Source organism: Paenibacillus ferrarius (genome assembly GCF_002027705.1).
Classification (GTDB): Bacteria; Bacillota; Bacilli; order Paenibacillales; family NBRC-103111; genus Paenibacillus_E; species Paenibacillus_E ferrarius.
In genome coordinates, this window is record NZ_MBTG01000012.1 from 1 (window position 1) to 12595 (window position 12595).

Here is a 12595-nt window from a genome sequence, read left to right on the forward strand (position 1 = left end):
TGAAGTTAGACTATTTCGTAGACACACCTTAAGGAACAACCTTTATAATATAGATATTAAATAAGGTCGAGGTGTGGCATGGGATCACAACGTGAAAGTTATGATGAGGAATTTAAACGCAAGACAGTTGAACACATGGAGTCTGCTAATAAGAGACCAATTGAAATTTCTAAGGAATTAAATATTCCTAAAAGTACCCTAAGTCGGTGGATTAAACAGTACGGCAGTAGAACTGTAGAATCTCAGTCTCAGGTGTTTGTAGACTATGAACGAATGAAGAAGTTGGAGCAAAGCATCCTCGAATTAAAAGAGGAAAATGAGATTTTAAAAAAGGCGATGCACTTCTTCACAAAGGACCCGTGCTGATTTATTCGTTTATTTATAAACACCGCTTCCAGTACCGGGTCGAGAAGATGTGCACCGTTTTAGAAGTCTCACGAAGCGGATATTACAAATGGATTAAGAGGGAACCTAGTGCTCGTGAAAAGCGCTTAAAAGCGCTAGATCGGAAGATAAGAAGACTGTTTAATCACTTTAAAAAACGCGCAGGAAGTCCGACGATTACAGCCGTATTAAGAAAAAATGGGACTGCGGTTTCTTCCAAAACGGTCAGTCGGCGTATGAAGGAAATGGGATTGAAGTCAATAACCGTAAGGAAAGTAACGGCTACGACGAATTCTAAACATGACTTGCCTGTGTTCGAAAATGTGTTAAATCGTCAGTTTACTGTGCTAGCGCCGAATAAAGCTTGGGTAACGGATATCACTTACATCCAGACGGGCGAGGGCTGGTTGTATTTGGCAAGCGTAATGGATTTGTACTCTCGCAGAATTGTAGGATTTTCAATGGGAGCTCGAATGACAAGGGAGCTCGTTTTAGACGCGCTAGAGAAGGCATATAAGCGTCGCAAGCCTGAGCCAGGATTAATTCATCACTCTGATCGTGGCTCTCAATACGCTAGTCATGACTACCGCGCAAAGTTACAAGAGTACAAAATGATTGGCAGCATGAGCCGTAAAGGAAATTGCTATGATAACGCTTGTATCGAGTCCTTCCATAGCACGTTGAAAAAAGAATTTGTGTACCAAACAAAATTTAAGACCCGTAAACAAGCCATGAGAGAACTCTATGCTTACATTGAGTTTGACTATAATCGACTACGACCACATTCTACTCTAGGATACGAGACGGCTCATCATTTCGAACAAATTTACTACAGAAATCAGGCTGTCTAATGCCGTGGTTGTTCCTTAATTTTGTGTCTACGCTATTGACAGAAGTACATTCAGGGCTCGAAACGGTGATTTAGCGGATCATAGTTCCCTTTGGATATGAAATCACGGCGTTTTGGCACATATAGCGGATCGTAGTTCCTTTTGGATGTGGGATGATCGAGAGTTTGGACCACCAAGGGGGATAACATAAAGGAAAGGCTGCCCATATGGCTAGCCGACTTTGAAAACCTGCGATTGTGCAGGCTTTTTGGGCGAAATGGTGTGAAAAGAGGGGGAAGCCTGCAAATGTGCAGGCTTTTTTGGCGTTTCCATCCTGGAATCAAGAAAATGCTTCAAAAGCATGCACAATTGCAGGAATTTATTGATTTGGGTGTTACCAAAACCCAAAAAAATGCATAATCGCAGGAATTATGCGATTATGCATGCGAAATAGGTATGACCAAGGTGTTACTGGCGAAAAGTGAAACCGCAAACGGCAGCTTGTGCTATAGGTAGGAGGCATCAAGCTGCCCAGTACACTCTAAACCGGTGATTGCGTGGTCACGATTTCTTGATCTTCCGTAGAAACGAGAGGCGACAGCTCACCCGGCGCCATCAACCAAAGCTCGTGAAGGGCGCGCGTACAGCCTACATACAGCAATTTCGCATCCATCAAGGTTGCTTCGTAGTGTCCGGCTGTGACATCCATCAGCAATACAGCATCGAATTCCAGTCCTTTGGTCAAGTAGACGGGAAGGACGGAGATGCCGCCGCGATAAACGCGCTGCTTCGAGGTAATGAGATTCGTTTCAATGCCTGCAGCGCTTAAAGCCTCATGCAGCTCTTGCGCTTGCTTCTCCGTACGGGCAACAACGGCAATCGTGCTGGAGGTTCCTTGCTGCAAAGTCGCAATCGCGCTCTGCAACAAAGGGAATCTGCCTTTGATGTCCGTTTGAAGCACTCGAACTTTGTTCCCGCTGCGGAATACCGGAACAGCCAGCAGCGGATTCTCAACGCCGCGCTGCAGCACCTGATTGGCAAATTGGATGATTTCCATCGTCGAACGATAGCTTCGTTCCAATTCGAAATAGCCGGTAGCCTCAGTCTGGAATAGGCTTGAAAACTCTTTCCAATCGGTGATGCCTTGATAAGCATGAATCCCTTGCGATAAGTCGCCCAAGATGGTGAAGGAGCTATTTCGCGTATAGGCATCAAGAACAGCTACCTGGAAAGGTGAGAAATCCTGCGCTTCGTCGATGACAACATGGTCGAACAGTCGATCAGATGGAATGCCATATAATCGAGTATGAATATAAAGAAGCGGAGCGAGATCCTCAAGCTGCACTTCTTTTTTCTTGAAATGTTTGTTGGAAGAGGCCACGATCGACTCTGGAATTTGAGCCAGCAGATCAACGGGCAGCTGATCAGGACGACCTTTGTCGGCGAACAGCATCTTATAAAAGGTGAACGCAGTATGCTCAGGCCAGCTTGTCAGATAGGTGCGAAGGCGTTGAGCTGCTTTCTTCTTCAGTTCTTTTTTCTTGCTTTGCTCCCAAATCTTGTCCAGCTGCATTTCCATCCAGCGCTTGATCCGGGCAACAACCCGTTCACGGCGTTTGACAAGCGGATAATGCTTGTTTTCGACAAAAAACCACTCGCGAATAGAAGTGATCGGCAGTTTGATTCCTTCCCATGGGCTGAAGTCAGCCTGAGGAACATAGGATTCTTCAAACTTGGTCAGGCACTCATCGAGATAGTGCTTGAAAGCGATGGCGCCTTTGAACCGGCCAGGTGCGTGATCGTCAACGGGTGGTCTCTTGCTGCCAAGCGAGAACCAGGTTTGAAGGGTCAAAGCTTGATCCGCCAATTTCACTTCTTGATCCAGTACGTCCAGTGCCCAATCCGTAAAGGTGCTTTGTCCAATATTGCCAACGCCGAGTTCTGGAAGTACCCCGGAGATATAATCGAGAAACATGGAGTTAGGGGCAAAAATAATCATCCGCTCAGCACGGACTTGCTCACGATATTGATAGAGCAGGAAAGCCAGCCGGTGGAGGGCGACGGTTGTTTTACCGCTTCCTGCGACACCTTGAATAATTAAGGCCGTATTTTTCGCGGCACGAATAATGCGATCCTGCTCAGCTTGAATCGTAGAAACGATATCGCGCAGCTTGTTGTCTTTATTTTCGCCAAGGCGATAAAGAAGGAACTCATCACCAACGGCCATGGAATCTTCTGTCCGGTCGTAAGTGTCTACAACCCGCTGCAAAATTTGCTTGCGGACGACAAGATTGCGTTTGAGATAGACGAGGCCTTCAATCAGGCCGTCAGGTGAATCATAAGAAGCCGCATCAAGTCCGCCGGTAAACGAATAAAATAGGCTGGCTACAGGCGCGCGCCAATCAATAACGAGCAGGTGTCCGGTACGTTCGTCCTCGACGCCTGCTTTGCCAATGTAAAGCGGATTAGCAGCCGCTGTGCCAGACTCTTGGAAGTCAAGACGTCCGAAATACGGTTCGTCAACCGCTTTGGTCAAGTTAAGGCGTCCGTTCTCGCGAGCGGCTTCCAGCGCTTGTTCGGTTAAATCGGGTCCATAATAAACAGGTGTCTTTCGAAGACGCTCAAGCTGTTTATCAATTTCGATATTGGTTTGCTCAAGACGCTGCAATTCTTCTTGATAGGCACTTTGAGTCTTTGTGTCCAAGATCAGTTACCTCCTAAGATCAGATGTTGTCTATTCGTGAATAAACAGGTAAACAATATATCATACCTGTCAGTATATGGGAAGCTAAACTGTCAAGCGCGACATTTGGGCATAAGAGGAATCAATGGTATAATGAAATTGTTGCCATTCTACATACAAAGGAGTAGAGATTATGTCCATTTATGATATTGAGGTTGAGACGATTACAGGTGAAACAAAGTCACTTTCTGCGTACAAAGGTAAAGTGCTGGTTGTTGTGAATACGGCAAGTGCTTGTGGACTTACTCCGCAGTACAAAGGGCTGCAAAGCTTATACGAACAATATGAAGATAAAGGTTTGGTCATTCTCGGATTTCCGTGCAATCAATTTGCCGGTCAAGAGCCTGGGACGAATGAAGAGACTCAAAGTTTCTGCGAACTTAATTATCAAGTGACATTTCCGATGTTTGCTAAAGTAGATGTTAAAGGTGAAAATGCACACCCTTTGTTTACTTATTTGCTGAACCATGCGCCAGAGCCGTCTCGGACAGGCGATATTGAGTGGAATTTCGTGAAGTTCCTGGTGGATGCAAACGGGCAAGTCATCAAACAATATAGCGCACGTACCGAACCAGCCGAAATCTCGGCAGATATTGAAGCGTTGTTGGCGTAGGAAAAAAGATAGTTGCGTCCAAGCGTGTTGACAGCTATAATCAGAATAATTATGAAACGAAGGAGTCGAATCACATGCTAAATAAGAATGGATTCGTACAATTTCATCATTTTCATTGGCGTTAGCACACACCTGGAACAATCAGGGTGGGCTAACGCATTTCGCGTTGGCCTCCCTGCGGGATAGCATTCGCGCAGGACCATAGGTCCGGCGCGTTTTTTTATCTCGTTATGAAGGGGAAGATAAATGTATGCGAAACGTCAATCAAACGCAAGATGAGTGGAAGGAAGAGAATACGTCAATTCAAGGCATAGAGCAAGCGGTGGTCTATGTTAGAACGCCTGCCTTCTTGGACTCGGCAGCTTCACGGTTGCTGACTGTAGAGTTGGCTATGGTCGGGATAGTTGTAGAAACGGTAAGTGAAAGCATAGTTGAAATTCAACAGAAGGCTGATAAGCTGGGCATTCGTTATATCCTTGAAATTTGCAAGGAAGAAATAGGGTCAGATCAAATTCGACTATGGGATTTGTTTGAACAGGAGAATCGGAAATTACACATAGAACATGCTATATATTTGCTGGAGAAGCAGTATCCACCGGCAAATTTCACCTAACTATGCGATGAAATGGAGTGAAACATATGGGAACACGTTATGGATTTATCTATGCGCATCCGGATGACGAAACTTTTCTGAGCGCGTGTCTGATACGCGAGCTGGCTGATCAGGGCGAAGCACCCGTACTGCTGCTTGCTACACGCGGTGATGCCGGCAGGCAAGGGCTTGAACGGGCTGCAAACAGAGAAGAGTTAGCTCAACTGCGTGAGGAGGAAATGAAGGCAGCTGCGGTAGTTCTTGGCCTAGCAGATGTTGAGCACTTAGGCTGGCCGGATGGTCAGCTCGCCACGATCGATTTCGAAGAATTGGTAGCGGGAGTTATTGCTTTTATCCAAAAGCACGAACTGGAGATTCTGTTTTCGTTTGCGGAAGATGGAGGCAACGGCCATCCGGATCATGTAACGATTTCCAAAGCGACAACTGCAGCGGTCTTAAGCGGCCAATGTCCAAGCGTGCGTAAGCTCTATTACGCGTCGTCTGCTGCTTTGCGAGCAAATGGTCATCAGAGCTCAATTGTGGTGGATACAGAAGCAAACTGGAAGATGAAAGCAGCCGCGCTGCAGGCTCATGCGACTCAGCATGTTGCCATTGCCAAATATTTCGGCGACCTGACTGCTTTTCCTGAGGAGCGGCGCTTTGAAGCCTTTGTCCTAGGATGGCAGGATGGTATGATGTGGCCTAAGCCCGAAATTGCAGCGCAACTGGAAGAGTAGAAGCAGACAGTGGTATACTCAGTACAAGGCAGGCGAATAGGGCAGGGCCCCCCCCGAAATATGCGCTGTGTCTCGAAAGCTACTAAATATAGCGGATAGAGAAATGCCCAAGGAAGGTGTGGAAGATGACCCTTTGCAACTGCGAGAGATGCGGACAACTGTTCATAACGAAGTTTGAAAAGCGCTGCAAGGCATGTTCTCAGCTGCAGTTGAACGAGTCACACAAGGTGAAGGATTTCGTTCGAAACCATCCGCACGCGACACTTATTGAAGTGTATCATCAAACAGGCGTCTCCCTTAAGACGATTAAAGAGCTGATGAGGGCATGATTGTATCCCACAATGATAAGCTGAACCCATAAAACTATGACTATCTTATACCAAGATGCCATGGTTTTTTTGTTATGTATCTATCTCATTTTTTCTATTTCATTATATATACAAGAAAAGGAATTAATGTCATATTAGAGTGGTATAGATGATATAGTGGGGGCAGCTGAGATTATGAACATTTATCACGGCGATAATTATGACATTATGAAGAAATTGATTGATGAAGGCTATGCCGGCTGCTTTGACATGATCTATTTGGATGGGCCCTTTAACTCTGGTCGTATATTTACTAGACAAATTCGGGGAACAAACGTAGAGTTGGTCGATCCGTGGCATGAGTTAAAGAGCATGCAGCTGTATGACAAGCCTGAGCTTTATTTGGAAGATTATAAAAAAAGAATTGAGCTGGCAAGGGAGCTGCTGAACAACAGAGGTGTGCTGGTTTTGCAGATTTCCCAGAAAGAAGGACACTATTTGAAGGTGCTTCTCGATTCGATCTTTGGTAGAGAGCACTTTCTATGTGAAGTCATCTGGAAGATGGCAGAGAAGCCTTACCCACTTCGAGGCCAGTTCGGGCTGTCTCATGAATCGCTTTTTTTCTATGCCAAAACAGACATGGTTAAGAAGCATAATCGACTCTTATTTCCCTCCATTTGGGATGATGTTGGATTTTACGAAGAACTGGGGGAAGAAGACACGTTATACCCTTCACAAAAGCCGCAAAAACTGATGCGTCGAATTCTGGAAGCTACAACAAAACGGGGAGATCTGATTGGTGATTTTTATTGCGGCAGCGGCAGTATGCCATTCATGGCACAAGCCTTGGGACGCAAGTGGATCGCCAGCGATACTAGTTGGCAGGCTGTTCAAGTTACCAAGGATCGACTATATGAAATTGGCGTTCGACCTCATATTTTCCGTATAAAAGCTAATATACCTGCGGATATGGAAGGCTGCTGGGAAGTCCCCTATATTAATGAGGATGGAATCCACGAATCTCAGAAAGTGAGAATTCCGTTGCCAACTCTCGTTTTTCAGGATAATAATTTTGTATTAGAGCATGAAGATTGGAGAACGTGGTGTTTGTACAACGTGCTTCATGTAACATTGCGAGAGGGTAAGCATATATTTGAATGGGATCGTATACAAGAACGGATAGATGAGCTGCTTTCGCTGCCGAAGGACACATATATCCAAGAAAGCCACCGAGGCAAAGATGGAGATATTCGCATAAATGATATTTTCGGTTGTGATTATTATTACCACAATAGAAAGTACAAGTTTTCGGTTCCAGAAAGCATATAATTGTAGTCGAAGATGGGCCAATTAACTCCAGCATTCAAGCAGGAGCTAATTGGCCCATCTTCTTCTTTGGGTTATGAACAGCTAGGATCTCTTCGCAAACACATCCAGCAGAAGCTCATCTTTTACGGGATCTTGCATATCCCAGGCGGTTGCAAATCTGACTTGATGCGAAACACCGGCAATGTCATATTTCTGAACGAGATGCTGCCTTGCTGAGCCAATGATCAGCGAATGAAGGCGCAGCTGCTTCTTCTGACCAAGTGTCGCCAGCCTCAGCTGAACCGCCTTGGTCATCTGGCCGACGCCATCGGTGACCATCACGAAGTCCGCATCATGAAATTGCGGCTGATGTTGAACGATGTCCATGCCCCTGCTTAACGGGGCGTCGAAATTCGTGCCGCCGCCGAAGGCCAATTGAGCAAGCCCATAGAAACGCTCCCAATCGGGACGTTTATAGGAGAGTACATGCTCAATCAGCTCGCCCTTTGCTCCAAAAAGGAGCAAAACGAAGTCACGCCGCTCAAGGAGAGCGAAGGAGGCGAAGGTCGCGGTGAACAGCTGCGCCAGCCGCAGCTTGCTGCCTCGCATTGAATGCGAGGTATCGAGCATGCAGATGACCGGACCCTTCTGCGGTTCCAAGGTGGCGCCTGTGTAGTTGTAAGTCATGAGCTTATTTTCCATCCATTTGAAAAGAAAATAAGGCTCAAACTCTTCATCTGCGAGCAGGCTGGCTTCGCTGGGAAGCATATGCGCGATATCGCCGGACTGACGCAGATCATCGTAGGCTTCCGGCACATAGGGCGAGCGCAGCTTCTTGCGCTCCACGCGCAGGTGATGGACATTGCGTCCGACCTCCTGCAGGAAAGACACCAGATCCTTGCTGCGCTTCAGCTTCTCGATCCACTGGACGTAATGCTCGAACGTCTGCCTTCGCAGCTTCCCGAGCTCACTGCCCCAGCGCCGGTTCGCAAGCCGTTGACTCGCCTGTACGAGCTCGTGCACATTGAAGCTGTCTACCTCCTCGAGGGACAGCGTTTCCTTCAAGGATCGACCGAGCCAGTCCCCCAGCTCGCTCTCAATCTCCTTCATGGCGGCGAGCTCGCGCGCGCTCATGCGGTTCAGCTGCCGCTCGCGGCGCTCGAGTTCCTCTTCCGCCTTGCGCAGCTTCGCTTTCAGCTTGTCGCGCTTCATGAACTCAGTGCGCATCTCGCTTTGCAGCTCCGTGATGCGCTGCTTCAGCGCACGGATCTCCTCGGCAATCAGCGGCCGAGAGTCAACGGCTTCGTGCTTGTCTTCGACAGCACGCTTGCCTTGCTGCAGCGTGTAGCCTACGAGCCGCAGCTTCTCGATTTGCTTCTCGGAGAGCCGCTCGCAGACGTTCTTTTCCTCTTGTCCGCTTTGAAGCTGCTTCCTTTCAAGACCTACACCGCTTTGCTTTTGCTCTTTCTGACGCTTGTTGACTTCCTTTTCGTAAGACTCCGTCAGCCACATAAGAGCTTTAAGCGCAGTTCTGAAGGAAGCATTCACTTGTCCGATCGTACGAGGGTGGATGGATACGTAGAAATACTGCTTGCGCAGCGTCATAATCATCCAACGGTGAAAGGGAGTTTCCTCGATCGTTCCATCAATGTCAGGCTTTGATAGGTAAAAGCACATAAAGAAATCAGCGAATAGTTCCAAATTGAACCACGGGGCTTGCCGGACAGCTTCACGCATCCATTCCCCCGCAACGCGTGATGAATGGACATAGCCATCGAATACGTACCTGTCTACACGAGTGCAGCGAATGATCATAGGAGTAACCTCTTATAGCGTATAGTCGTAAACGATACCGGGAATTTCACGGTCGAAGAGCGTGCGGTACAAGCCTTGAATGGTTTGCAGAATACGTTCTCCTTGAATCCGAAGGTGTGTAAATTTGACAGCATATTGATCAGGATGCTGCAGGAAAATGGACTGGGAAGCAATCCATTCGGGCAGCTTCTTCTCCTTCTCTTGCCAAGAGACGAGTCTGCCGCGCAAGCTTCTTGCTGTTTCCTCAAGCTCTAAGCGGCATTCCTCGGAGGTAGCTTTCAAACGTTCAACGGTATCTTTGTTTAGAGCGCCGCCGATCTCTTTTTTAAACTGAAAAGCATGCAGCTCGTCTTCTTTTTCCAGCCACTTTTTAACTGTCAGATTGTAGTGAAGCAGAGGCAGCTCTTGTTCCATCTCACGTTTGAGCATGTCTTGAAACAACGTATCAAAGATGCCCCTAATCTCCACCAAATCCTCAGGGAAGTCCCATAATAGGTGCGGCGTAAGCACGGTGTCCCAGACATTCACAGCACTTCGTCCGTGGATCGCCGCAGAGACTTTCCATGTATGGCCAATCTTGTGCCATCGGCGATCCGACAGCACGTATTCTTTCTCTTCCAGTGCCGTTTTTAATTGAAAAAGCATATAAATCAGAGCATCCGGCAGCTGGATATCGGCTGTTTGCGTATGCAGCTGTTTAACCAAATCAGTCGTTAATAGCATGGGCAGCTTGGAAGTGGGCGCTTGAAACATAAGCTCAAAGCTGGATATTTGCTTGACATATTCGACCTCAAAGCGGAACAGGAAGCGGTCGTAAAGGGCAGCTAATTGTTCGTTGTCTTCTGGAAGCTCATTGGAGGCAGCCATCAGGAACAGCAGTGGAGACGTTTGCTTCTGCCGACCATTGAAGAAGATACGTTCATTTAAGACGGATAAGAGTGAATTCAATATCGCGCTGTTCGCTTTGAATATTTCATCAAGGAAAGCGAAGCGAGCGCTGGGCAAGTATCCATCGGTTAGTCGAATATATTCGTCGTTTTTTAATTTTTGCAGCGAGACGGGTCCGAATAATTCATCGGGAGTTGTAAAGCGTGTCAGCAAATAGTCGAAATAAGGCTCATTGCCAAAAAGATCTGCCGCGGCACGTGCCAATTGTGATTTGGCAGAACCGGGAGGTCCGACTAATAACAGATGTTCTCCGCTCATGATAGCCAGCAGCAAGACTCTGATAAGCTCCTCCCGTTCCATGAACCTGTTCTCGAGATGCGCCATAGCTTCTCGTAATTTATTCTGTATAACGATGGGTTCTTTCATGACTGGTGTCCCCCTTGACGTATTCAAAGCTCGTATGCTTCATTGTACCAAACTGCCGCGCAAACATCGAATATGCTACAATATGAGCTGACGAAGTAATCAAAGGAGAGATTTCCATGCGGATTGGTGTTATATCGGATACCCATTTATCGGCACACGTTTCCAAGCTTCCTGATGCGCTTATCCTTGGCTTGCAGGGGGTTGATCTCATCATTCATGCAGGCGACTGGGTGAGCGAGCACATCGTTGATTTGGTGGAAGCGATAGCGCCGTGTGAATCTGTGGCAGGCAACAATGATGGCTCAAGTATAATCGAGCGGTTCGGATTAAGGAAAATCCTCACACTGGGAGATTACCGAATCGGATTAATTCACGGAGATGGATTTCGGAAAACCACGGAGGAAAGAGCTCGTGAAGCATTTCAAGCCGATCGGCCGGATATCGTCATCTTCGGGCATTCCCATATTCCCTATAAGCAAACGGTAGATGGCATTTTGATGTTCAATCCCGGTTCGCCTACGGATAAAAGAAGACAGCCCCAGTACTCCTACGGCATCATCGAATTAGGAGAAACGATTCAAGCTGAGCATTTTTACTATGAAAGTAAGGTTTAAGCAAAGCTGCTGTGCATGCTAGTTCTCCGAATCTATGGCTTCATAGGATACATCCGGCTTGAACTAGCATGGTAGGCACTTCAGATGCTCCCAGCATGACTCCCTAGCCTCGACTTTCTGTTCCCTCCTTGTTTGCTCTTCCTATCCTCAGTTTCAACAAAGCGTCGGAAGCTAGTGTGTACGTCGGCGATAACCGCAATGCGGCTTCGTAAGCTTGTGCTGCTTGCTGGCTGTTACCGAGATTCTCTGAACATAAACCTATGTAATACCACGCATGAAAGCTGCCCGTGCCTCGCAACGTCAAGTGTTGACCCATCGTTTCCCCTAAAACAAGGCAATGTTGAAACACATCTAACGCGCCTGCATACCAGGTTTTCAAATAAAAAATAACCCCTTTGTAGAAATGAAGATCAACATAATCGGGATAGAGCGCAATGGCTTTATCAATTCCAGGCCAAGCCCCGTCAATGCTTCCGGTGTTGAAGAGGATGGCATATTTCAATTTGTACAGAAGCGATGGCGGCATCCTGCCGCTTTGAATGAAACGTACAATGGATAAATTGACATATTCGAACGCTTTGTCATACCTGTGGACACGGTAATATTCACTAGCCATATGATACTGGGTCCAAGGATTGGATGACTGCTCATTCGCTTCTTGCAAAAGCAGGGTCATATTGCGCTCATATTTATTTTTCTGCTGGGTAATAGAATCCATATAGCCGCGGTGCCATAGTTTCAAAGGGACATGCCCCATGATGGCGGACAGATCTTGATTCTCGTAAATTTCATCAACATTCAGTGTCTCATGAATCGGATATTTGAACTTGAGACCCCTATAGTTGCGGAAAAAACGTGGATGAGCAATATGAAATGCTTCGTCTTCATTTGGCACTTCGCCAATATAATTAATCAAATGCAGCGAAAGGATGGAAGCATGTTCCTGACGCAGCTGTGCATGCAAATCATAATCGCCTAATGGTGCTAACTCTTCATCTGCGTCCAAGTAGAGTATCCAATCCCCAGTCGCATGGGCTAATCCGTGGTTCCTCGCATCCGCAAAATGGTTATTCCACTCATAGGCAAGCACTTTAGCACCAAATGACTGGCAAATTTCAACGGTTCGGTCGGTAGAGCCGGTATCCACAATAATCATCTCGTCAATCCAGTCCTTCACACTGTTCAAGCAGGCTGCGATTAATTCCTCTTCATCTTTCACGATCATACAAAGCGAAATTGTTGGTCGGCTCATTGGACGACACCTCCGGTTATCAGATGGATATGAGCTGGAGCGAATCTTATGGCCATACCTATGCGGCTTCGAGCAATAAAATGAA

At 46.9% G+C, this 12595-nt stretch carries 10 protein-coding genes and 1 pseudogene; 7 read left to right on the top strand and 4 right to left on the bottom strand.

Annotated elements, in window-relative coordinates; translation table 11 throughout:
• Positions 1-78 precede the first annotated feature (78 nt).
• Positions 79-1235: pseudogene (locus BC351_RS13265) on the top strand (IS3 family transposase).
• A gap of 520 nt (positions 1236-1755) precedes the next feature.
• Here the strand turns inward: BC351_RS13265 and BC351_RS13270 are convergent.
• A complete protein-coding gene (locus BC351_RS13270) occupies positions 1756-3918 on the bottom strand; it encodes a HelD family protein (protein WP_079412716.1) in 2163 nt (720 codons plus the stop codon).
• Between the two features lie 172 nt (positions 3919-4090).
• Here BC351_RS13270 and BC351_RS13275 point away from each other — a divergent pair, with 172 nt between their 5' ends.
• The 5 genes from BC351_RS13275 to BC351_RS13295 all read left to right on the top strand — a co-directional run bounded on the left by BC351_RS13275 (position 4091) and on the right by BC351_RS13295 (position 7536).
• The gene (locus BC351_RS13275; protein WP_079412718.1) at positions 4091-4570 is read left to right on the top strand and encodes a glutathione peroxidase; all 480 of its coding nucleotides are present in this window, start codon (positions 4091-4093) and stop codon (positions 4568-4570) included.
• 250 nt (positions 4571-4820) lie between these two features.
• A complete protein-coding gene (locus tag BC351_RS13280; protein ID WP_079412720.1) occupies positions 4821-5183 on the top strand; it encodes a His/Gly/Thr/Pro-type tRNA ligase C-terminal domain-containing protein in 363 nt (120 codons plus the stop codon).
• Positions 5184-5209: 26 nt separating this feature from the next.
• Positions 5210-5899 carry a PIG-L deacetylase family protein gene (locus BC351_RS13285; RefSeq protein ID WP_079412722.1) on the top strand — a complete coding sequence of 230 codons (690 nt, stop codon included), beginning with the start codon at positions 5210-5212 and terminating at the stop codon, positions 5897-5899.
• A gap of 125 nt (positions 5900-6024) precedes the next feature.
• Positions 6025-6228 (top strand): hypothetical protein, encoded by a 204-nt coding sequence (locus BC351_RS13290; protein WP_079412724.1) that lies wholly within the window; start codon positions 6025-6027, stop codon positions 6226-6228.
• 174 nt (positions 6229-6402) lie between these two features.
• Positions 6403-7536 (top strand): DNA methyltransferase, encoded by a 1134-nt coding sequence (locus BC351_RS13295; RefSeq protein WP_079412726.1) that lies wholly within the window; start codon positions 6403-6405, stop codon positions 7534-7536.
• Between the two features lie 81 nt (positions 7537-7617).
• On the opposite strand, the gene BC351_RS13300 is transcribed toward BC351_RS13295, so the two are convergent.
• Complete coding sequence (locus tag BC351_RS13300) at positions 7618-9330, bottom strand: vWA domain-containing protein (protein WP_079412728.1); 1713 nt, start codon at positions 9328-9330, stop codon at positions 7618-7620.
• Positions 9331-9342: 12 nt separating this feature from the next.
• Positions 9343-10644, bottom strand: coding sequence for an AAA family ATPase (locus BC351_RS13305; RefSeq protein ID WP_079412730.1), 1302 nt, complete (start codon positions 10642-10644; stop codon positions 9343-9345).
• A gap of 116 nt (positions 10645-10760) precedes the next feature.
• On the opposite strand from BC351_RS13305, the gene BC351_RS13310 reads away from it, so the two are divergent.
• Complete coding sequence (locus tag BC351_RS13310; RefSeq protein ID WP_079412732.1) at positions 10761-11258, top strand: metallophosphoesterase family protein; 498 nt, start codon at positions 10761-10763, stop codon at positions 11256-11258.
• Positions 11259-11361: 103 nt separating this feature from the next.
• On the opposite strand, the gene BC351_RS13315 is transcribed toward BC351_RS13310, so the two are convergent.
• The gene (locus BC351_RS13315; RefSeq protein WP_079412734.1) at positions 11362-12510 is read right to left on the bottom strand and encodes a glycosyltransferase family 2 protein; all 1149 of its coding nucleotides are present in this window, start codon (positions 12508-12510) and stop codon (positions 11362-11364) included.
• Positions 12511-12595: the final 85 nt, after the last annotated feature.